Origin of the sequence: Pseudarthrobacter sp. N5, from assembly GCF_050157035.1 — a bacterium.
GTDB lineage: Bacteria > Actinomycetota > Actinomycetes > Actinomycetales > Micrococcaceae > Arthrobacter.
The window spans coordinates 344,811-365,277 of the sequence record NZ_CP189593.1 but is presented as its reverse complement, the minus strand read 5'-3'; the positions used below and the strand labels follow the sequence as shown (position 1 = coordinate 365,277).

Genomic DNA, 20,467 nt, shown 5'->3' with positions numbered 1-20,467 from the left:
CAGGCCCGGCGGATCAAGGCTCAGGCGGGCTGCTGGTCACCCTCAAGGTTCGATAGCGAGGAGACGCCGGACGGCCCAAGTGATTGTGTCTGATGCCTGCTCCGCCGTTGCGCCTGTCAGATCGGTGAAGGCCGCCAGCCCTGCCGACGAGCAGAGCACAACCATCAGGTCCCGGAGGCGGCGCCGATCCGCATCGGGGAGCTGCGGGAATGGAGTGAGGATCGCCTCGACCGCCTGCAATCGAGTCGCCCGGTTCTCTCTGCGATGACGCTGATAGACGGGGGATGTCGTCGCCGCCCGTAACAGCGGCGAGATCGAGCTGGTACGAACCATGACCTCGGGCAGCATGGAGAGGAACTCCTCGATATCCGCAGGCGCCCGCATTGCATACATGGTTCCGGTCAACTCGGCATAGTGCCTGGCAAGTCCCTCCACAAGGTCGCGCTTGGCCGGAAACAGACGTTGCACTGTTGCCACCGAGACATCCGCCTCGTCCGCCACCGCCCGATACGTCAGCGCGCTCACGTCGCGGCTCAGCACCGCGGCCACCGCCTCGATTACCTTGACGCGAGTGGCGCCAGCCTGTTCGGCGCGAAGCTTGCTCACATACTCCCGGGGCACATCAAACATATTAGTACATGTAATCACCTATTGACAATGTATTTTACATCATGAAATACTTGGATTATTGTTTTCCGTCCCGTTCTCGGAGGATGAGGACATGCGAGCAGTGACGAATCAGCCCCACGCCGATGCGACGCAGGCAGTCAGGTCGCCCCGGCGATCCTTCGCCCGGATCGCCGGGGCGGCGTTGGCGGTGACGTTCCTTTTGATAATGGTGGAGCATGGTGGCGCTGCCCTGGTCGCCGGCCAGCGCGTCAGCGGTACGAGTGATGTGGGCGCCATCCGCCTCTTCTACGGTCACCCGGTGCTGCAGCTGTTCTTTGGACTGGCCGGCATCGGCTTCATCGCCATGGTCTTCTTTGGCCTGTCATTTCGCGCGTACCTGCGCACTTTCCCGCTCACCGCCGTCGAGGCTCTGCTGGTTGACTTCGCCACGGCCGCGATCGTGCTCGAAGCAGCGCTGATCGCGATCCAAATCGCGCTCCAGGCCGCACTGGTGCAGGTGGTCACCTCCGGCACTGACGGCGGCGTGCTTGCCCTATTCGCCAGCTGGGACTGGATATACAACGGCTCGACCTACTGGTTCGAGGTCACGTGGATGGCAGCCTGGGCTTTCATCGCGCTGCGAACCGGCGCGTTGCCGAAATGGATCGCGATCGCGGGCGGCATTGGCGCCACGAGCCTGCTCTTCAACACCACCGTGCTCACCTTCCGGATCCCGGACTCGTACACCCTGGTTCCGACCGCCGTACTGGTTGTCTGGATGGTCGCGACGCTGACCCACCTCGCCCGCGGTGGGACCCAAAATTGATAGCTGCTGAGAGGTGGTCACAACGGTGGAAGTGACGTGAAGGCGTCTGGGGGAGATAGGCCTTGTGGACATCCCGGTCGCAGGGGCCAAAGCCGCACGGCTTGGCCACCTGTCGAGCGCGGGGTTCCCGGTTCCTGACGGTTTTGTCCTTTTGATCAACGTCGCCGGGCGGGAAGAGGATGCTCGCGTCGCGGTGCGCGCGGGCCTTGCTGCCATCGGCGGCGGCCGAGTTGCGGTGCGGTCCTCGGGCACGAGCGAGGACCTGGCTGCCGCGTCCTTCGCGGGGCAGTACGAATCGGTGCTCGACGTCGAGGGTGAAGACGCTGTCATGGATGCCGTTCGTCGCTGCTGGGACTCGGCTGGTAGCGAGCGCGTTATTGCCTATGCCGCCGGGCAGACCGGCGCACAGCTCGGGCAGATGGCAGTGCTGATACAGCGGATGGTGGACGCGGATGCCGCGGGCGTCGCATATTCTGCAAACCCCTTGACCGGTGACAGCGCTGAGGTCGTAATCTCGGCGGTGCGGGGGCTAGGCGAACGACTCGTCGGCGGCGAGGCCAACGCGGCAGATGATGCCATCGACAGTTCACAGGAAACGCTCGTCGCTGCACTGGCCCGCGACGTCGAAAGATCGCTAAATGCACCACAGGACATTGAATGGGCGTTGGGCGGCGGAACTCTGCACCTGCTGCAGGCCCGCCCGATGACAGGCCTGCCGGACCAGGTCACGTGGGTGTCTCCTATCCCGCGTGGATTCGCCCGGCATTTCCGGTTTGGCGAATGGCTCGGAGACCCAGTGACTCCGTTGTTCGAGAGCTGGCTCCTGTCACTGATGGAGGAGCGCCTGCACAGCCGGTACAAGGCAATGATGGGACTCCCGATGCCGCGTCCGTTCCACGTGGTTCTCAACGGATGGTATTTCTACGGGCTGCCTCCCATCCCGGAGAAACCCGCGGATGTGCTGCGCGTTCTCCCGCGGCTCCTGGCCAAACTTGTGGTGCAGCCCCGCCGCGTTGCCATGGCGGTGCCGCCGCTCGCCCATCTGGGAATCGAGCTCGCCCTGCGGGAATGGCGCGAAACAGCGCTTCCATCTCTGCTGCGCACCGTACAGGACGCCGAGTCCCGAGTCCAGGGCGCATCAACTCGGGAACTGGTCGAGCTCATCGACGCCGTCGCACGTGAGACCGGCGACTACTTCACGTACGTGACGCTCGTAGCTGGGTACGCCGCCAAGGCAGAGCTCCCCCTGGGCAAGTTCTACAAAGAACACATCGGTCCGTCCACCGGCGGCTCGCCGCTGGAGCTACTCCAGGGGCTTGTTGAGGACATCGGGCTTCAGCCCCACGCAGTGCTGAGCCTGGATTGGCACTTCCCCACGCTGGGCGAATTGAGTGCTGTGGCACCGGCCAGGAACCCAAAGCGGCGGGCGGACCTCGAAGCCGCGCGGCGCAACGCTGAGGAGAGGTCCCGCCGGGCGCTGACCCGGCAGCCCAAGCTGGCCCGGAGGTTTGATCAGCTGCTGGCCACCGCGCAGCGGTTCCAGCCGGTTCGCGAGGAGTGCGTTTCGCATCTGACGCGCGGCTGGCCCGTCATGCGCGTCGCGCTCGACCGCCTGGCAGAGGACCTGCGTCAACGGGGTGTGATCGACGGCGCGGCCGACATTCACTTCCTCCGACATGACGAGGTCATGTCGGCGCTGTCAGGCGCCCACGAAACCTTCGACGTCTCCGGACGACGTGAGACCTGGGAGGGCCAGCGACGGCTGTCGCCGCCCCTCGTCGTCGGCCGGGTGGCGCCGATGACGCAAAGGATCCTCGATGACTTCTCGGATTCGACGCGCAGCCCGTCCTCGGCCGCAGGTATCCAGGGTGTCGCGGCGAGCCCCGGACGCGCGAGCGGCCCCGCGCGGATCATCAGGGATCAGTCGGAGTTCGACCAGCTCCAACCCGGCGACATCCTCGTCGCCTCCGCGACCACCCCCGTCTGGACCATGCTCTTTGCGAGGGCGGCGGGCGTGGTCACCGACACGGGCAGCATCGGATCGCATGCATCCCAGGTCGCTCGTGAATACGGCATCCCGGCAGTCGTATGCACAGGGGACGCCACACGGCGACTAAAGTCCGGCCAGGTGGTGACCGTCGACGGTAGCGCGGGTGTCGTGGAAGTCTCCTAACGCACCGCTGGAGAAGGCAGTGCGAGAAGATGCGCGCCGGCTAAGCGTAGGTCCGTCCCCGCTTCAAACCCTTTGACCCGGACGCGGTGATGCTGGTCCCACCGTGAGGTGTGCCAGAGGCTCGGCGGGGACCTGCATCGAAACCGCCACCGGCGCCGTAAAGCGATCGTGGAACCGGCCTTCGCGTAAGAAGTCCCGGGTCGATTGCCCTCTCCATCCTGATAATCGGCACCGGGGCTCCTCCGGCATCGTCTTGCAGAGTCTCGAGCGGACGGAAACCAAAGGAGGCGCAGAGCGGCTCGCCGGAGAGTGTGGCCATCAGCTCAAGGCGCGTGAAGCCCTCTTTGGCCGCCGCTTTTTCGCAGAGTTGTCGATTAGCTGCGTATCGATGCCCATGATGGCCCTGCTGGACTCAATTTGTGCGGCGTTGAGGAATCGCCGTTGCAGCTCGGAGATCGCGGCGTCCCTGATCTGAGTCAGGCGTGGAGTGTCCCCGGGAACGGCAAGGCGGTTGCTCGATTCCAAGTCCACCACGCCCCTTCGGTCACAGGGATTTATCCGTCCCCGCCTCTGGCAATGTCCACAGGTGCAGGATGCGCCGGGTGGCGTGGCCGCCGTCGGGGGCCATGTCTACCAGCGCTACCCGGTCAAGCACGACGGCGTCGCCCGGGTGTGCGCGTCTGTCACCGTGGTGGGAAACATGCGGGCGGTAGTTGTTGCCCGTGTATTGCGGGCTCGCTATTGTGCCTGACAGGCCAACCACGGCGTCGACCAGCGATTCGTGCAGCAGCTGGAGTGCCGGGCTGGGTTCAATAAGGCTGACGGGAATGGATCCCAGATAGCCGAACGCATCGTCTTTTCCGACCGTGAGCTGAGTCCCCAGTGCGGCCCTGACTGGCGCATCGGCACGGGCCGCGACGCCCGCCGGGGCGTCCGCTCCGTTGATGTCGAACCGCGCAAGGGTAATGTGCAGGGGCCAGTCGCTCCGGGGGAATTCCTGTCCCTCCGTGACGGGCTCAACAAAGGTGACCAGAATCAGGTTCCGCATAGGCATAGTCTGCCACTGCCGGGAAACGCGCTTAAGGCAAAGGTGCCAGGAGCATTGAGCGCCCGGCACCTTTCACCACAGGTGGAACTAGTGTTCCGTGTTAATGGTTTGTTTGCGTTTCATCTTGCCCAGGAGATAGTCCGCTGATTTGGTCCAGGTGAATGGTTTGGCGTCCTGGTTGTAGTTCTCGATGTAGCGTTCCATGGTTTGTTCCAGCTCTTTCACCGAGCTGAACGCACCGCGTTTGAGGCACTGGCGGGTGATGATCCCGAAGAAGATCTCCACCATGTTCAGCCAGGAACAGCTGGTTGGGGTGAAGTGCAGGCGCACGCGCGGGTTTTTGGCCAGCCAGTCCTTCACGTTCTGATGCTTATGCGTCGCGTAATTGTCGCAGATGACATGCAGTTCAACCCCGGGGTGGGCGTCGGCGACCCGGCCCAGGAAATCGACGAACTCGATGTTGGTGTGCTTTGGGTAGAAGGCGTTCGCGCTGAGTTTGCCGGTGAGGACCTCCAGGGCGGCGAACAAGGTGGTGGTGCCGTTGCGTTTGTAGTCGTGGGTCTGCTGCAGCGGGTGCGTCGAGGACAACGGCTGATCCGGGCCGGTGCGGGACAGCGCCTGGATTTGGGTTTTCTCATCGATGCTCACGACCACCGCGTTTTCCGGCGGGGACATGTACAGGCCCACCACGTCCCGGAGCTTGAACTCCAGGGCGGGATCAGTGGAGAACTTGAACGTCTCGATCCGGTGAGGCTGGATTTTCCAACGGCGCCAGATGCGGGCCACCGACGAAAAGGAGACTCGTGGCGTTCGGCCATGATGCGGGCGGACCAGTGCGAGATCCCAAGCTCGGCCGGCGGCTTCCCGTCGTTGGTCAGGGTGTCCGCGATCAGGGCAAGCTCGTCGATCTCCCGCTCCCGTCCCGGGCGCTGGACATCGGACAGGGCCTCGATCCCGCCCTCGGCATAGCGGTTGCGCCACTTCAAAACCGTGGGTGCCGAAAACCCGGTGATCTTCTCGATCTGGATATTCGGCATCCCGTCGGCAGCCAACAAAACCGTGCGCGCCCGCAACGCCAATGTCGCGGAGGAAGAATTCCCACGAGTCAACGCCTCCAAGAACCCCCGGTCCCCGTCACGCAATTCCAAAGCCCTTGCCAGATAAACCATGGATCAAGTCTGACAAAAAACCATACCCAAAGGAATCAACGACACGCTACACTAGACGGTGCGGACAACATCGTTGTAGGCGAACTTCGGCTTGGCGTCACCGAAGGCATCCGGGCCGGGCTGTCCGATGTTGACCACCATAAAGCTCTTCTGCCCGCCGGCCGGGAAGAACGCTGCGTCAATCGCGGCGAAGTCGGCACCGGTCATGGGTCCGGCGGCCAAGCCGAGCGAGCGCACGGCAAGGATGAAGTAGCCGGCCTGAAGGTGGGCGTTGTTGTTGCCGGTGCTGGCCGCGAGGTCCGGGGCGGCGTCGAACATGGCCTTGGGCGCGTTGTAGCCGGGCAGGAACTTGTCCCACTGCTCGGTCCACGCGGTGTCATAGCTGAGGATGGCAACCAGCGGCGCGGACGACGTCTTGGCACGGTTGCCTGCGGACAGGGTTTCCACCAGCTGCGCGCGGGCCACTTCCGAGCGGACATAGGTCACGCGGAGCGGCTGCGAGTTGAACGCGGTGGGGCCGAACTTCGTGAGTTCGTAGATAGCGCGGGCCTGGTCGTCGCTGACCTCGCCCGTGAACGCGTTGGCCGTGCGGGCCTCGGCGAAGATGGCGTCCACTGCGGCTGCGTCGATTACTGCTTCTTCATGGGCGATGGTCATTCGCGTACCTTTCATTGGGCCGGCCCGCCGGGCGGTGGCCGGCCGTTGTGCTTTCTATAGTTGCAACTTCAGGCGATCGCGTCCTCTTCCCATGACGAGGCGTGACGTTCCGCACAGAGGGTGCACGCACAGCAACGGCACGGGCAGCAACGGCACCGGGCAGCAACGGCACCGGGCGCGTGCGGCGGTATTGTTGCACCGGAAGATCCCAGCCCTCGAGGCTACACCTGTGAAAGGCCCCGGCAATGAGCATGCTCGGTACCAAATGGAAGCTGCACGGCAACGGCAAATCGATCCGTCCCGGGCAGGTTGTTGCCCCGGACGAGCGGCTGGCCTGGCCACTGACCGTCGGCGTGGGCATGCAGCACGTCGTTGCCATGTTCGGCGCCACGTTCCTGGTGCCCATCATCACCGGGATGCCGCCCGCCACCACCCTGTTCTTCTCCGGAATCGGCACGCTGCTGTTCCTCGTGATCACCCAGGGCAAAATCCCCAGCTACCTGGGCTCCAGCTTCGCGTTCATCGCGCCCATCATGGCGTCCCAGCAGCAGTTCGGCGTGGCCGGGGCGCTGGGCGGAGTGGTGCTGGCCGGCGTCGTACTGGCGCTGATCGGTGCGGTGGTGCAGAAGTTCGGTGCGGGCTGGATCAACCGGCTCATGCCGCCCATCGTCACCGGCGCCATTGTGGCGCTCATTGGCCTGAACCTCGCACCGGCTGCGAAACACAACTTCGACGCCGCACCCGTCACCGCGCTCATCACGCTGGCCACCATCATCCTGGTCAGCGTTTTGTTCCGTGGGATCTTCGGCCGCCTGAGCATTCTGGTCGGTGTGGTGGCGGGCTACCTCGTGGCCATGCTGCGCGGCGAAGTGGACTTCGCCAAGATGGATGCCGCTGCCTGGATCGGGCTGCCGCATTTCCAGACCCCGGAGTTCCACCTGGGCGTGGTTGGACTGTTTGTTCCGGTGGTCCTGGTGCTGGTAGCGGAGAATATCGGGCATGTGAAGTCCGTGTCAGCCATGACGGGCCAGAACCTCGACGGCGTCTCCGGCCGTGCACTGCTCGCCGACGGGGCCGCCACGGTACTGGCCGGGTTCGGAGGCGGTTCGGGAACCACCACGTACGCGGAAAACATCGGTGTTATGGCCGCCACCAAGGTGTATTCGACGGCGGCTTACTGGGTTGCTGGCATCTTCGCCATCGTGCTGAGCTTCTCACCGAAATTCGGCGAACTGATCGCCACTGTTCCCGCCGGTGTGCTGGGCGGCGCGGCCACCATGCTGTACGGCATGATCGGCGTCCTGGGTGTGAAGATCTGGGTCCAGAGCAAGGTGAACTTCTCCAACCCGGTGAACCTGACCACCGCAGCGGTGGCCCTGATCATCGGCATCGCGGACTACACCTGGACCATCGGCGACCTCAAGTTCACCGGCATTGCCCTCGGATCTGCGGCGGCCCTGGTGATCTACCACGGCATGAATGCCCTAGCGAAGGCCCGAGGAACTGTGGCTGAGCCGGAAACGGAACAGGCCGGACTTCCGCCGGCGGTCAAGGCTGCAATGAATGCCGCCGCGAAGCGCGCCCACAAAAAGCGCTAAGGCAGCCCAAGTCCGTCCGCTCAGGCGTCGGGCTCCGAAGAGAACGGCCTGCCAGACGGGGTTTCCTCCGTGTTGGATTCGTCCAGCGGCGCATCGGCCGAGGGAAGTTCGACGTCGGGCCGCTCCCCGCCGTTGTCAGGCACGCCCGCGCTACCCGGGCCACCCGGACCCTGGGGTGCCCCGGGCGGCGCTGCGTCCGGGTTCAAGGGAGTCGGCAACTCGCACTTCACGCTGTTGGTGGCAGCGACGCGTACAGCGAGGAACAACTCAGCCATGGCCAGCCAGCAGTGTCAGTGTGGGGCTATCTGGCGACCAGCCAATTCTGGTTCGAATCCTTCCAGAACTGGCAAAGCGAATTCCTGTCCGTCGCAGTGCTGGTGGGAGCCTCGGTGTACCTGAGGGAGAAAGGTTCCCCCGAGTCCAAGCCCGTGGCCGAACCGCATTACGGGACCGGCACCTGAGGTCAGGCGCCTTCCAGAACCTGGCTGGTGGCCCAGGCGAGGTACTTGGCGGCGTTCGCGACGGCGTCTTCCGGGCTGCCGGCGATGTCCAGCAATTGCGCTGCGGCCACAACACCATGCTCGGCCAGCTCCTCGGGTGTCACCAGGATCCGCCCGGCCACCACGATCACCGGAATCCCGCGTTCGTGCGCTGCGTCGGCGAGCGCTATGGGTGCCTTGCCGGTGAGTGACTGCGAGTCCATGGACCCTTCGCCGGTAATCACCAGATCGGCGTCGGCGAGCTGTTCAGCCAATCCCGTAAGGTCCGCCACCAGCGCGAAACCGCCCTCAAGCTGAGCCCGGGTGAAAGCAAGGAACGACGCCGGGAACCCGCCTGCCGCGCCAGCCCCCGGGACGTTGACGTCCCGGCCCGTGGCTTCGCGGAGGACCGAGGCCCAGTTGCGGAGACCGGCGTCGAGCAGTTCCACCGCATCGCCGTCAGCCCCCTTCTGGGGGCCAAAAACGTGGGCCGCGCCGGTGTCGCCGAAGAGAGGATTCTGAACGTCCACGGCAATCCGGAACCTGACGGCGGCCAGGCGCGGGTCGAGGCCCGATACGTCCAGCGAGACTGCGTCCGCCAGTGATCCGCCGCCCAGCGGCACCACATTCCCGGCGGCATCCAGCGGCTTGAGGCCCAGCGCGCGCATGGCCCCGCTGCCGCCGTCGGTCATGGCGGAGCCGCCCAGGCCCAGAACGATCTCGGTGGCGCCGGCATCCAGGGCTGCAGCGATCAGCTGCCCGCAGCCGTAGCTGTGCGCACGCAGGGCGTTCGCCGGCGTCGGCTCCATATGTTCCAGTCCGGAGGCCTGGGCCGTTTCGATCACCGCGGTGGCACCCCCGAAAGCGTCCTTGCGGAGGGCCCATGCGGCGCCGATGGGGGCAAGAATCGGACCGACCACCGCATTCAGCCGCTCTTCATACCCTGCGGAGACGGCGGCTTCAAGGGTGCCCTCGCCGCCGTCGGCCACGGGGAATTGCGTGGCCACAGCGTCCGGATAAACGCGCAGCGCGCCTTCCGCGATGGCGGACGCGGCTTCGGCAGCGGTGAGTGAGCCCTTGAACTTGTCCGGGGCGATGAGAATGCGCATGGGTCCATCCTGCCAGTAAGAACTGGAATGCGCTTGCCCGCGACTGTGATTACAAACCCATTCGAGTTTTCGATGCACCCAGATCCCTACAGAAGGGAGTGCGTGATCGTCGCGGAGTAGGTACCTGCGACGGCGTCTCCCGGGACAGCCACCGTGATCATCGGATTCCAGGTGGCTGAGTTGTCCCCGGTAATACCGGTTGCCGTAACCGCCGGCGAAACTCCGGAGAGATCTCCCGGATCGTTCGCCGCGTAGCTCGCAGTCCCTGTTTTCCCGATCAGCCCCGCGGCGTAGCTGACCGCACTGGCAGGGATCGCATGACCCGACGGCGGGGTGAAGGCGGTGGAAGTGACGCTCGCGACCCAGCCTGAGCCCGCACCTGCATGGCGCGTGTCAGTCACCTGCACCTGCCCCAGGGGGCCGGTGATGGTCCACCTACCACCGGTGCTTGTGCCGGATCCAAGACTTCCGGCGTCGGCCGGCACGGTGATCGAAAGGACGCCTCCGACGACGGTAAGGGTCTGTGTTGCGGTGCCGGTGTTACCTGCCGGGTCGGTTACTGAGGCCCCCACGGCGTAGGGACCTTCTGTCAGTGTTGCCGTGGTGACGCTCCAGGTGCCACCGGTTTGAACAGTTGTGGTCAGCGTCTGGCCGGCGACTGTGACCGTCACGGTCGTGCCAGCCGCCGCGTCCGTGGTCCCCGCGATCGTCGGCGTCGCATCATTCGTGGACGCCGACATGCCGCCCGTGATCGCCACAACAGGAACGGTGACGGTGGGGAAAGTGTTGCTGGCCAGGGTGACCAGGCCACGTGAGAGTGCGCGGCCCTTGACGACTCCGCCCGCGCCGATCGTGATCGCTCCCATGGCCATGATCGTCCCGGAGAAGGAGGACGACGCACCGGTCCCGGCGGCACCGAGGACCTGCCAGAAGACGCGCGAAGCCTGGGCGCCGTTGATCAGGGTGATATTACTGGCAGCAGCCGTGTTGAGGGCCGCGTCGATCTGGAAGATGAAGGCCGCGTTCGGGTCGCCCTGGCCGTCCAGCATCATGGTCCCTGTCAGTGCGAATGCGGCCACCGTGTGGTAGACGCCGGAGGTGTACGTCCTCCCGTTGTTGTCCCCCGAGAAACTGGCGGTCGGAAGGCGGGCTGCGGCGTTGTTGTAAGCGGCCAGCAGGTCGGTCTGTGCCTGGGCGGACTGCGAGTCGCCTGCGTGGGTTGCGCCGGAAACCACGCCAGGGGGAAATCCGACGATCGCGGTGGCGGGGCTCACCCCGAGGTCCCCGCTGAGGACGGTCAGGCCCGTGTTGGTGACCCCCGTCCCGCCCAGCACCGAATACGTCCCCGCAGTGCCCAACCCCACCGGCGCGATGGCGGCGGATGCCCGGGATGGATTTGCCAGCATGCCCGCCAGCAGCAGCGCGATTGTTACTGCGGCGATCCTGACGACCGCCGTCCACCGCGTGCTGGCAGCTCCGCCGACCCGTCTGGTCCGGACAGGATGTCTAACCGGCAGGCCCGCGCATTCCTTCATGGCTGCCTCTCTGTGAAGGACGCTAGGCAAGTGTGTAGCCCCCTCGCTCCCGTACGGTGGCGGTTGCGCGGATATTTCGAAGCTGTCAGCCCTGGACGGGCTGAAGCCGTGCGGCCCATCGGAGCCGTCGCTTCCAGGTCCACAGCAGCACCATCAGTACCAGCAATGCGAGACCAGCGATAACGGCGGGCCAAAGCATATCCGGGGGTCCCCCAACACCGATCGGTGCGGCGACGGTGCCCGCTGGGGAGGGAAACGTGATGGTCGCATGGGCGGATTCCGTGAGCAGCCCGCTTTTCAGCACCATGTGGGCGTCCCAGGGGCCGGCGGGCATTTCCGGGTCGAGTGTGACCGTAACGTCACCTGTTTCGCCGACGCCCAGGGTGGTTGACGGCTTGGCCGCGAAGGGCCCCCCGCTCAGACCACCCGGCCCTCGGCTCAGCGTGAGCTGGCCACTGATGTCCAGGGCACGGCCACCGGTATTGCGTACACGGGCCGTGACGACGGGCAGCGAGTCCGCGCTGCGTCCGGCAATCAGCGTCTCGATGTGCATGCCCGAAGCCGGTTCCCCACCCGGGCCGACAGAGAGGTAGATGCGGATCCCTACACGGTTGACGGCGGTCACCGACCCCGCAGCAGTGGAACGGACCTCAGCCCACACGACTCCGAAGCGTTCGCCCTCGGAAGCATCCTTGGGCACCGTGATGGTCACCGTCACGGGCTGGGCTTCGCCGGCTCCCAGGGGGAAAGAAGGATGATCAACCGCCGTCCACGTTGTCAGATCATCGGCGGTACGATCCGGCGCGCCGGCAAAGGTGCCGTCGCTGATCCGGGCGGCCGCCTCGTAAACAGAGACAGCGGCCTGGTCAGCGGTGGTGTTGGAGACCTCGATCTTCCGGTGAACCGTGGCGCCGGGCTGCACGTGGTCCACGATGTAGATCCGGGCACGCGGATCATCCGCCCGGTTCACGGGCACCTCCAGCAGGCGCACGCCGATCATGCCGGGCTCGGGCGCCGAAGAGTCGGCCGCCGCGCCGACGGCAGGTGCCATGAGCGCGGACAGCAGACATAAGGCCAGCCAAGCCCGCCGTACAGAGATGCCCGCCTCGCTATAAAACGGAGTGGGTGATTGTCCCGGTATAGTCTCCCGCGATCGCCTGAGCTGGAAGGCTCACAACGATGTTCGGATTCCACGTGGCGGAGTTGTTGCCGGTCGTGAATGATGCGGAATATGCCGTCAGAGGTGTGGTCGTCAATGCCGCCGCACCTGTGGCCTGGCCCGCAAGAAATATGGCGGTACCGCTCGTTGCGGTGGCCGTTCCGGAGGAGTACGTCACGGTCGTGATGGCCGCCGCAGTTGGAGTCGTGCTGTTGGCGAATGCGGTCGTTGCTGCGGTCGCCGTCCACGCCGCCCCCAGCGCTGCCCGGTTATCTGTGGCGGTGACGGCACCCAGCGCGGCCTGAATTGTCCCAGCCGCGGCCCCCGTCCCCAGTCCCTTGGAAGCGGGGGCGCTGATGCCGATGGATCCCCCACTGACGGTGAAGGTGGTGGTCGTATCAGCGGCCGTGGCTGCACCCGCAGGGGCAGTGATCATCCACGTCGCCGCAAGGGCGGTAATCGAGATTTTGGCGAGCAAAGAATTACGTACGCTCATGTTTTTCCCCACTTGGCACTAAGAGACCTTCGACAGGAGAACCGCAGGCATTCATCCGCGACTCCACGCGGTTTCCTGGCCTCTCCTACAGGGACAATGCTGCCCCTGTCAAGTCAGACAGTACACCTTCATGTGTGATATTCTGTACGGCCTTCAGCGCTCGACGTTGTCATTCTTTGTGGAGCGCCATACCGGATCAAGCGGGTTCAGTCCCAATCCCCGCAGTCCTGCAGCACGTTCTTGAGCAGGTCGGCGCGGTCGGTGACAATACCGTCCACTCCCGCAGCCAAGTCCCAGCAGGCAATTTAGCGGCTGGCCCTCAGCACCGCGAAATATCCGGGGATGAGTTCCGGCTGTGTGGGGTGCTTCATGGGAACGGCTTCAATGGTGGCGGGGCCGTCGTCGATCAGCTCCCATCCACTGGCGGGGAAGACGCGGCTGCGTTCCGTCGGACCAAAATGCCCGGGCATGGGAAGCCCCCGTATGGCGCCTTCCAGCGGGGCCGGAATCGAGCGAAATGTTGCTCCCAGATGTGCGACATATTCGACCGCGTTCCCGCGGAAATCCGTTTCCGCCAGGAATACGGTGCCGCGGGTACCGACGATCAGCCTGAGATTTTCAGCCAGGGCAGCCTGATCTCCCTCATCCAGTACGTGCAGAACACCTCGGATAAAGACGTTGGCCTCGGAGTTCCCTGCCAGGCCCGCCCCCGCGCCGGGAATGGTCATGTCACGGACCGTGTAGGACACGTTGACCACGCCCTCGGACTCGGCGCGCGCCCGGGCAACCGCATGGGCAGACACGTCCACGCCGATTGCCTGCGGGAAATACTGGCCCAGCCGCCGGGTGAAACTGCCGTTACCGCACCCGATGTCCACCACCGGGAGATCGGGGTCAAAACTCTGCTTCAGGTGCTCCACGTAGCCCAGCAGTTCGTGGTCATCCCCGGAGTCCCACAGAACGTCGCCTTGGGCACCGGAGGCAGTGATCCGCGCCCAATACAGATCCCATGCCACGCGGCGGTCCTTGGGCGCAGCGGATGACAGCCACATGAGCCTGGGGACCATCAGATAATTCTTCATGGTGGAAAGCACCGTTCCAATATAGATGCTTCGGCGCCTTGCGTGCCGGTTGAGGGCCTCCGCGAGTTACTGAAGCGCGAGCCAGTCCAGGGCGTCCTTCCGAGAGATGAAGAACCTCGTCGGGCAGGGAGGCTTGCTGATCCCCAGGATGAAGTTTGCGAGTACACGGTCAACCGGTGACGATCCCAGCAGGGCAATCCGCGATGCCTGGCAGGGTCGGCCGAAGACTGCACGGGCACCGCGGCTCACTTCAGACGTGGTTGCCATATCCACCAGCATCGGATGCCGGTCTTCTCCGCACAGCAGATTCGCGTGACGCATGGCGTTCTCGGCATCGGCCTCGGAGATATCAGCACCGCCGGGCCACTTCAGGCGAAGTATTCCGTCCGCTTCCAGCGTCAGGACCGCCGCCGTGCCTTCGCCATTTTGTTCTGTCATCATCACCCTCGCCGCCCCCGTCCCGCCGGTTATGTGGCAGGTTCGCAATGTCACCCTACAATGTACTCAATCAGGACCAAAGGGGGAATGGTGCTAACCCATCCGGCAGAGACGCCACTCAAGCCACGCACGGCCATCGTCGCAGACCCGGACATCGGCCGCTTGGCTGCAACAGCGGCGGCCCTCCGGGAGGCGGGATTCTCCGTGGCCACTGCCCCCGACCGGGCTGTGCTGTCCGAACTGCTCAAGCGCCGCACGCCAAGTATTGTGGTGGCCGACCATTCCCTCGCCGAGCTCCAGACCAGCGCGCCGCTCCTGGTTCTCATCGACCTTGCAGACGGCAGCGAAGCCGAAGGCGCCAAGTCCCTGGGCATCGCCGATTACATCACTAAACCTCCCTGCCTTTTGGAACTCGTGCACCGGGCCGATACCCTCATCAGCCGCGCCACTCAGCGCACGGACGCACGGCAAGGTGCAGAACGCCTGCGTGAGCGGCTCAGGATGGTGTCCGCTGCAGTCCGCGCCACAAATGATCCCCAACTCATTGCCGAACATCTGGTCAACGGTTTCGGGGAAACGTTCAAAGCTGACCGCGTCTGGTTCACCACTTTCGAAGATGACAGGGTTCCGCTGGTCAGGGCTCAGTGGCACCGCCCGGATCTGCCTCCGCTGGCACCTGAACTCGGCGCACACGAGGAAGCCGCCCACAGCATGTCCGACCGCCTTTGGGCGGAAGCTGATGTTCTAACCGTGGACGATCACCGCAATCATCACATGACTCCGGATGAGCGCGGGCTGCACGGATGGACCCAGGCGATGCATCCGCGCGCATCCGCGATGGTGCCGGTGGGTGAAGGAAAATCGTCCCTGGGCGTCATCTGGATCGCCCAACTTGATGCGCCCCGGGCGTGGTCCCGCGCGGAGATCGCGCTGATCCAGCACGTCGCCGGCAACGTCGCCTACGGCCTCATCCAGAGCCACCTCATCAGCGCCCAACAGCAGGTGGTCAAACAGCTCCAACAGCTTGACCAGGCCAAAACCGATTTCCTGGCCACCGTCAATCACGAGCTAAGAACGCCACTGACCTCCATCACGGCTTATTTGGACATGATCCAGGATGGCGTGGGGGGTCCATTGCCTCCGGACGTTGACCGGATGCTGGACATCATCGTCAGGAATGCGGAACGGCTGCGCCTCCTGGTCCAGGACATGCTCACCGTCTCCCATCAGGACTACGACGGCAGCAGCCTCCACTTAGCGCCGCTGCGCATGGGCCATACGCTGGGGATTGTCACCGATGCCCTGCGGCCGCTCGCCGAATTGCGGGATGTATCCATCAGCCTCGGCCTGTCCGTCGAGGATCCATTGATCATCGCCGATGAAGTGCAGCTTGAACAGGTCTTCACCAACCTCGTATCCAATGCCATCAAGTTCACTCCGAGCGGCGGCCGGATAACTGTCACAAGCGTGCAGGAGACAGTCCCGGATGGAGCGCCGCATGTGACGGTCCGGGTGGCCGACACCGGCGTTGGCATTCCCGGCGACGAAATTCCGCACTTGTTCACGCGTTTCTACCGCGCGTCCAACGCGGGGGCCGTACCCGGCAGCGGCCTGGGGCTGGCCATAGCGCACGACGTCGTGAACCGGCACCGTGGCCACATGCGGGTGCACTCCGAAATGGGTGCAGGCACGGCCATAACAGTGAGTTTTCCTGTCGCCGGGCCTTAAAACATGCTGCCCCCGGGCTGAAGGCACGGGGGCAGCTGTAATGCCTTTTACTTAGTTGGGCCACCAACCGATGAGCGGCTGGCTAACCAGCGCTTTACTGGCTGTGCTGGAAGCTGTAGCAGGTGCAGCAGCCGTGGCCCCTGCAGCAAACCCCGAAACAGCCAGGAGCCCGGCAAGCAGAAATGTAGCAGCAAGCTTCTTCATTAGGTTGTCCCCTCGTCAATCAATTTCAAGACCTCATTACGCGGGTCATTATACGGCGCTTCCATCAATTCGGATCCGAGTATTAAGGCGAAATTCTTGACGGTTGTGAATCGCTCCCACAGGGCGGGGTGTTTAATTGAGGAATGCCGACGCCCCGAAAACTGCCGCTCTACGTAGTTGCTGAGCTCCAGGCACGTGAAAGCCGGAAAAAGCGCGACTTTTCCGCCGCCATTGACCGGGCGGGGGAAGCTGCGCACCTGGCACTCCAGGCAGGGGATGAAACCGCTTGGTGGAACATGACGTACTTGCAGGCCGAGTGCCACCGAGATCACGGATCGATTCCAGAATGCCTGGAACTGGCCAAGCACCTTGCCGGGCACCCACTCTCGGCGGCGCAACCGCCGCTGGCTGCCCGTGCTTTTACGTTGCTGGCGGTGGCGCTGCAAGGACTCGGGCGCCTTCCCGAAGCCGCCGAAGCCGCCACCTCCGCCGCCGCGTTGGTTGCCGGCGACGACGAACATGTCTACCTTCATATTCAGGCCCAGCAGGGTCTGATCGCCGCCCTTGCCGAAAGCCGCCACCTGGACGAAGCGTGGAGCGAGTGTCTGGCATTGGAGACGCTCCTCCTCACGGACCTGGTTGACGAGGACACGGCGGGTAAGGCCTACTGGGTCATCGGGAACGTTGCATTCCTCAGTGAGCGGCTCGCCGAAGGTGGCCGTTGCCATGATTTGGCCGCCGAGCGCCTGTCCCGCTCCAAGGACGTAGATCTTTGGGCTCGGTTCAATCGCGCGTCGGCAGTCATGCGGCTCGAGGCCAAGTTGACGGACCAGGCGACGCTTCGATGCATAGAACGGGCCGAACTCGCCACGGAAGCCGTGGGCGGAACTGACCGGGATCTCCTGGAAATGTCCTTTGCCAGGGCGCATTGGTACTACCTGACCGGGGACATGGCCAGCGCAATCGCCCTGCTCGAGCCGATATGCACCCGTTCGGGCATTCTTGCCGTCCAGACAGCCGGGGAGGCATCGTTCCTGCTCGGCAAGTCACTTCTGGCGTGCGGGGATTGGACCGAAGCCCTGCGGCGACTGGAGACTGGAGCGGCCTTCTTCGACAGGGCGGCGGCTTTCGAACGAGGCGCCGAGGTCCGCGCATTCATGGCAACAGTCGAATAACCCGGCAAACAACCAGGAGCATCAGGGCAGTCCGCAGAGAATTGAACGCGTTTAATTCACGGCGTGCCGTCCTGGGCTATATCGAGGCGCCTTGTCAGTGTATTTTGGTCACACACAGTTCCGGCTATTGGTCAGCGTCCGGAGCAGGGAGAGGCCAGAAGCCCTCCCCTATTTCAGGCGGGGGTAAATGTCAGAGTCGCTCGCATTCTCGGCAACCGTGCTGGCGCCCCAGGAACAGGACGGCAGCAAGGTTGCTCCGCCGCACGGCGAAATTGTCAGAATTGGCTTCCCCGTCAACACGCATCTTGATGGGGAATCGGCAGCCGGATTGATAGAACAGGAAATCCGGCCAGCTGATGCCCGTCCCGTCGCTGTACTGCTCCAACTCAGTAACCTGTCCTCGGTAAGCCGTGCGGCCCGGACGGTCCTCAGCGCCATCCCATCGGTTGCCGCCTGGGCCCTGCTGGGACAATCGCCGGTGGACAGAGTACTTGCCCATTTCATCCTCGGCGCCGAGTTCACGTCCGGTCCGGCGCGCTACTTCGGGTCCGAGATCGACGCCCTGCGCTGGTTGAAGGAAAATATCCATGTTCGCTGACGGTGACCCCCGGCTGGCACAGCTGCTTGACGGCATCGTACGGCTGGCTGCGGGAGAGCTTCACTCCAGAATCGAGGTTTCGCCCGCCCGGGACGAACTGGACGCCGTCATCATGGGCACCAACCTCTTGGCGGAAGACCTCCAGATCATGTACCAGGAACTGGAACAGCGGGTTGAGCTGCGAACACAACTCCTTCGCGAGGCGCACCTGGAAATGCAGAAAATGGCGATGCAGGACTCCCTGACCGGTCTCGCCAACCGCGCCGCGCTGGTCACCTCCCTGAATGAGGCCCAGTCGGAGGCTGCCGACGGCGGGCTGCCGCCTGCCATATTGCTGCTGGACCTTGATTCCTTCAAAAGCATCAATGACAAACTTGGCCATGCCGCCGGAGATCAGGTTCTCGCCGCTGTGGGGGAACGCCTCCGGGAATCAGTGCGTGATACCGACGTCGTGGCCCGGCTTGGCGGTGACGAATTCGCGGTTCTCATGCCAGCCACTACCCGGGCCCGGGCAGCAGGAGTCGCCAACCGGATTCTGGAAGCCCTGGAGCGTCCCGTTGAAATTCAGGACGACACCGTCAGGTGCGGGGCGAGCATAGGTTTGCGCGTTGGCGAAGCAGGGCAGAGTGCCGAGCAGCTGCTGATGGAAGCTGACGTGGCAATGTACGCGTCCAAGGCTGACGGCCGCCACAGGCTGCAGGTCTTTGAGCCGGGGATGCTCCATGCCCGTCAGCTGCGCAGTCAGCTGGTGGAGGAGCTTCGCACGGCAATCACGGAGTCAGAACTCATTCTTTTCTACCAGCCAGTCGTTGAACTTGCCACGGGAAGAAGCGACGGCGTAGAAGCGCTTGTACGGTGGAACCACCCCGTCCGGGGCCTGATCATGCCTGACGAATTCATTCCTGTCGCGGAAGATGCGGGGCTGATTTCTGAACTGGGTGGCTGGGTGCTGCGGACTGCCGTCGAGCAGCTCCGGCGCTGGCGGGCCGACGGCGTAGCTGGCGAGAACTTCTCCATGCGTATCAACATCTCGCCCGCGGATCTTCAGCGTCTTGAATTCATCGAAGATGTCCGGGACACCCTCCAAAACGCCGGTATCACGCCTTCGCTATTGGTCCTTGAGATAACGGAAGGGGCCATTGTCGCAGGAGACGAGCTGGACAGGTATTCCCTCAACAGCCTGCGCCAGCTCGGTGTGGGGCTGGAAATCGATGATTTCGGGACCGGCTACTCCTCCATCAGCTATCTTCGGCAGCTTCCTGTTGACAAGGTCAAGGTGGACCGCTCGCTGCTCACGGACTTGGGCAGCGATCCTTCCCAGCCCGCCCTGATCGCCGCGATACTCCAGCTCATCCGTGCGTGCGGTTTGGAAGCCGTTTGGGAAGGCGTTGAAACTGCCGAACAGGCGGAGCACCTTCGGAGCATCGGCTGCATTAGCGCCCAGGGGTACTACTTCAGCAAACCGCTCCCCGCGGCCGAAATGACCGAGCTGCTGGTCAGGCAGGGAAGAGAGTAGGAGCGTCCGCCGCTAGCTGAGTACAGCTAGCTCCAGGATCCACGCTCCTGCAGCACTTCTTTGAGCAGATCGGCCCGGTCGGTGAAGATTCCATCAACGCCCAGATCCAGGAGCCTGTTCATCTCGGCGGGTTCGTTGATGGTCCAGACATGCACAAACAGGCCCAAGGCGTGCGCCCGCCGGACGAAGCCCCGGGTCACCACCGTGACTGGACCGTACCGGACGGGGACCTGAAGGGCGTCCACGTCCCGCAATGCGCCATGAAGCAGCCGCCGCAGGATTGTGACGGGAAGCAGTGGCCCCAGCGCGACAAACAGCGCGTTGGACACCATCCCTGCGGATGACGCGGTGCGGCGGCTGAGCAGCTTCAGCACTGCCCGGCGTCGCCGGTCCGAAAAGCTGGCCACCAGCACGCGGTCGTGGACGCCATGGCGCTCGATCGCGGCTGCGAGGCTGCGGACGGAGCTCCAGTCCTTAACATCCAGGTTGAAGCGGGCGTCAGGAAAAGCAGCCACCAGTTCGTCAAAAAGCGGCACCGGCTCCCGCCCGCCAATCCGCGCTGCCGCAACCTCGGCGGCCGTCAGTTCGGAGATCCGGCCGCGGCCGTCCGTGACCCGGTCCAGGGTTTCGTCGTGGAACAGCAGAAGAACGCCGTCAGCGGTGGTGTGGACATCGGTCTCCAGGTACCGGAAACCCAGCGAGACGGCGCTGGCGAAGGCAGCCATCGAGTTCTCCAGCCCTTCGCGGGAGAACCCGCGGTGGGCCATGGCCACGGGGCGCGATGCACCCGCGGCACCGGCAGTTCCCCGGGGGCGCGGGGTGCCGGCAGGGGCGAAGAACGGCAGGAGCTCACTCACTTCTCGAGCGT

19 protein-coding genes and 1 pseudogene are annotated in these 20,467 nt (G+C 64.2%); 8 read left to right on the top strand and 12 right to left on the bottom strand.

What is annotated here, in order from left to right:
* Positions 1-42: 42 nt before the first annotated feature.
* Positions 43-606 (bottom strand): hypothetical protein, encoded by a 564-nt coding sequence (locus ACQCST_RS01800; protein ID WP_426997663.1) that lies wholly within the window; start codon positions 604-606, stop codon positions 43-45.
* Between the two features lie 115 nt (positions 607-721).
* Here ACQCST_RS01800 and ACQCST_RS01795 point away from each other — a divergent pair, with 115 nt between their 5' ends.
* Complete coding sequence (locus ACQCST_RS01795) at positions 722-1,435, top strand: hypothetical protein (protein WP_426997662.1); 714 nt, start codon at positions 722-724, stop codon at positions 1,433-1,435.
* 64 nt (positions 1,436-1,499) lie between these two features.
* Positions 1,500-3,608, top strand: a complete 2,109-nt coding sequence (locus tag ACQCST_RS01790) for a PEP/pyruvate-binding domain-containing protein (protein ID WP_426997661.1) — start codon at positions 1,500-1,502, stop codon at positions 3,606-3,608.
* 544 nt (positions 3,609-4,152) lie between these two features.
* On the opposite strand, the gene ACQCST_RS01785 is transcribed toward ACQCST_RS01790, so the two are convergent.
* The 3 genes and pseudogenes from ACQCST_RS01785 to ACQCST_RS01775 all read right to left on the bottom strand — a co-directional run bounded on the left by ACQCST_RS01785 (position 4,153) and on the right by ACQCST_RS01775 (position 6,482).
* On the bottom strand, positions 4,153-4,656 hold the full coding sequence (locus ACQCST_RS01785; protein WP_426997660.1) for a 2'-5' RNA ligase family protein: 504 nt from the start codon (positions 4,654-4,656) through the stop codon (positions 4,153-4,155).
* A gap of 87 nt (positions 4,657-4,743) precedes the next feature.
* Positions 4,744-5,825: pseudogene (locus ACQCST_RS01780) on the bottom strand (IS630 family transposase).
* Between the two features lie 51 nt (positions 5,826-5,876).
* Positions 5,877-6,482 carry a malonic semialdehyde reductase gene (locus ACQCST_RS01775; protein ID WP_426997659.1) on the bottom strand — a complete coding sequence of 202 codons (606 nt, stop codon included), beginning with the start codon at positions 6,480-6,482 and terminating at the stop codon, positions 5,877-5,879.
* Between the two features lie 245 nt (positions 6,483-6,727).
* Here ACQCST_RS01775 and ACQCST_RS01770 point away from each other — a divergent pair, with 245 nt between their 5' ends.
* Entirely contained in the window at positions 6,728-8,080 is a 1,353-nt protein-coding gene (locus ACQCST_RS01770; protein WP_426997658.1) for a uracil-xanthine permease family protein, read from the top strand.
* 20 nt (positions 8,081-8,100) lie between these two features.
* Here ACQCST_RS01770 and ACQCST_RS01765 read toward each other — a convergent pair whose 3' ends face one another.
* A complete protein-coding gene (locus ACQCST_RS01765) occupies positions 8,101-8,355 on the bottom strand; it encodes a hypothetical protein (protein WP_426997657.1) in 255 nt (84 codons plus the stop codon).
* Between ACQCST_RS01765 and ACQCST_RS01760 the strand changes: the two genes are divergently transcribed.
* Positions 8,251-8,541, top strand: coding sequence for a DUF6766 family protein (locus ACQCST_RS01760; protein WP_426999049.1), 291 nt, complete (start codon positions 8,251-8,253; stop codon positions 8,539-8,541). The genes ACQCST_RS01765 and ACQCST_RS01760 overlap by 105 nt on opposite strands.
* Before the next feature lie 2 nt (positions 8,542-8,543).
* On the opposite strand, the gene ACQCST_RS01755 is transcribed toward ACQCST_RS01760, so the two are convergent.
* From ACQCST_RS01755 to ACQCST_RS01730, 6 genes are all read right to left on the bottom strand, one after another.
* Complete coding sequence (locus ACQCST_RS01755) at positions 8,544-9,668, bottom strand: glycerate kinase (protein ID WP_426997656.1); 1,125 nt, start codon at positions 9,666-9,668, stop codon at positions 8,544-8,546.
* 86 nt (positions 9,669-9,754) lie between these two features.
* The gene (locus ACQCST_RS01750; RefSeq protein ID WP_426997655.1) at positions 9,755-11,074 is read right to left on the bottom strand and encodes an ice-binding family protein; all 1,320 of its coding nucleotides are present in this window, start codon (positions 11,072-11,074) and stop codon (positions 9,755-9,757) included.
* A 214-nt stretch (positions 11,075-11,288) separates the two neighbouring features.
* Positions 11,289-12,254, bottom strand: a complete 966-nt coding sequence (locus tag ACQCST_RS01745; RefSeq protein WP_426997654.1) for a hypothetical protein — start codon at positions 12,252-12,254, stop codon at positions 11,289-11,291.
* 58 nt (positions 12,255-12,312) lie between these two features.
* Complete coding sequence (locus ACQCST_RS01740) at positions 12,313-12,858, bottom strand: hypothetical protein (protein ID WP_426997653.1); 546 nt, start codon at positions 12,856-12,858, stop codon at positions 12,313-12,315.
* 305 nt (positions 12,859-13,163) lie between these two features.
* Complete coding sequence (locus ACQCST_RS01735; RefSeq protein WP_426997652.1) at positions 13,164-13,952, bottom strand: class I SAM-dependent methyltransferase; 789 nt, start codon at positions 13,950-13,952, stop codon at positions 13,164-13,166.
* A 54-nt stretch (positions 13,953-14,006) separates the two neighbouring features.
* Positions 14,007-14,378 (bottom strand): STAS/SEC14 domain-containing protein, encoded by a 372-nt coding sequence (locus ACQCST_RS01730; RefSeq protein ID WP_426997651.1) that lies wholly within the window; start codon positions 14,376-14,378, stop codon positions 14,007-14,009.
* A gap of 87 nt (positions 14,379-14,465) precedes the next feature.
* Between ACQCST_RS01730 and ACQCST_RS01725 the strand changes: the two genes are divergently transcribed.
* The 4 genes from ACQCST_RS01725 (at position 14,466) to ACQCST_RS01710 (ending at position 19,599) form a co-directional block, all read left to right on the top strand.
* Positions 14,466-16,106: an ATP-binding protein gene (locus tag ACQCST_RS01725; RefSeq protein WP_426997650.1), complete on the top strand. Its 1,641-nt coding sequence runs from the start codon at positions 14,466-14,468 to the stop codon at positions 16,104-16,106.
* Positions 16,107-16,453: 347 nt separating this feature from the next.
* Positions 16,454-17,485 (top strand): hypothetical protein, encoded by a 1,032-nt coding sequence (locus ACQCST_RS01720; RefSeq protein ID WP_426997649.1) that lies wholly within the window; start codon positions 16,454-16,456, stop codon positions 17,483-17,485.
* A gap of 187 nt (positions 17,486-17,672) precedes the next feature.
* On the top strand, positions 17,673-18,083 hold the full coding sequence (locus ACQCST_RS01715; protein ID WP_426997648.1) for a hypothetical protein: 411 nt from the start codon (positions 17,673-17,675) through the stop codon (positions 18,081-18,083).
* Positions 18,073-19,599: a putative bifunctional diguanylate cyclase/phosphodiesterase gene (locus tag ACQCST_RS01710; RefSeq protein ID WP_426997647.1), complete on the top strand. Its 1,527-nt coding sequence runs from the start codon at positions 18,073-18,075 to the stop codon at positions 19,597-19,599. The genes ACQCST_RS01715 and ACQCST_RS01710 overlap by 11 nt, the downstream gene beginning before the upstream one ends.
* Before the next feature lie 26 nt (positions 19,600-19,625).
* Here the strand turns inward: ACQCST_RS01710 and ACQCST_RS01705 are convergent, their stop codons facing one another.
* Complete coding sequence (locus tag ACQCST_RS01705; protein ID WP_426999048.1) at positions 19,626-20,366, bottom strand: glycerophosphodiester phosphodiesterase; 741 nt, start codon at positions 20,364-20,366, stop codon at positions 19,626-19,628.
* Positions 20,367-20,467: the final 101 nt, after the last annotated feature.

What these genes read in the sequence shown, in the direction of transcription:
- ACQCST_RS01795 (WP_426997662.1), top strand. Translation starts at nt 722, where the DNA reads ATGCGAGCAGTGACGAATCAGCCCCACGCCGATGCGACGCAGGCAGTC.
- ACQCST_RS01785 (WP_426997660.1), bottom strand. Translation starts at nt 4,656, where the DNA reads ATGCGGAACCTGATTCTGGTCACCTTTGTTGAGCCCGTCACGGAGGGA.
- ACQCST_RS01775 (WP_426997659.1), bottom strand. Translation starts at nt 6,482, where the DNA reads ATGACCATCGCCCATGAAGAAGCAGTAATCGACGCAGCCGCAGTGGAC.
- ACQCST_RS01770 (WP_426997658.1), top strand. Translation starts at nt 6,728, where the DNA reads ATGAGCATGCTCGGTACCAAATGGAAGCTGCACGGCAACGGCAAATCG.
- ACQCST_RS01765 (WP_426997657.1), bottom strand. Translation starts at nt 8,355, where the DNA reads ATGGCTGAGTTGTTCCTCGCTGTACGCGTCGCTGCCACCAACAGCGTG.
- ACQCST_RS01755 (WP_426997656.1), bottom strand. Translation starts at nt 9,668, where the DNA reads ATGCGCATTCTCATCGCCCCGGACAAGTTCAAGGGCTCACTCACCGCT.
- ACQCST_RS01750 (WP_426997655.1), bottom strand. Translation starts at nt 11,074, where the DNA reads ATGCTGGCAAATCCATCCCGGGCATCCGCCGCCATCGCGCCGGTGGGG.
- ACQCST_RS01745 (WP_426997654.1), bottom strand. Translation starts at nt 12,254, where the DNA reads ATGGCACCTGCCGTCGGCGCGGCGGCCGACTCTTCGGCGCCCGAGCCC.
- ACQCST_RS01740 (WP_426997653.1), bottom strand. Translation starts at nt 12,858, where the DNA reads ATGAGCGTACGTAATTCTTTGCTCGCCAAAATCTCGATTACCGCCCTT.
- ACQCST_RS01730 (WP_426997651.1), bottom strand. Translation starts at nt 14,378, where the DNA reads ATGACAGAACAAAATGGCGAAGGCACGGCGGCGGTCCTGACGCTGGAA.
- ACQCST_RS01725 (WP_426997650.1), top strand. Translation starts at nt 14,466, where the DNA reads ATGGTGCTAACCCATCCGGCAGAGACGCCACTCAAGCCACGCACGGCC.
- ACQCST_RS01720 (WP_426997649.1), top strand. Translation starts at nt 16,454, where the DNA reads ATGCCGACGCCCCGAAAACTGCCGCTCTACGTAGTTGCTGAGCTCCAG.
- ACQCST_RS01715 (WP_426997648.1), top strand. Translation starts at nt 17,673, where the DNA reads ATGTCAGAGTCGCTCGCATTCTCGGCAACCGTGCTGGCGCCCCAGGAA.
- ACQCST_RS01710 (WP_426997647.1), top strand. Translation starts at nt 18,073, where the DNA reads ATGTTCGCTGACGGTGACCCCCGGCTGGCACAGCTGCTTGACGGCATC.
- ACQCST_RS01705 (WP_426999048.1), bottom strand. Translation starts at nt 20,366, where the DNA reads ATGGCCCACCGCGGGTTCTCCCGCGAAGGGCTGGAGAACTCGATGGCT.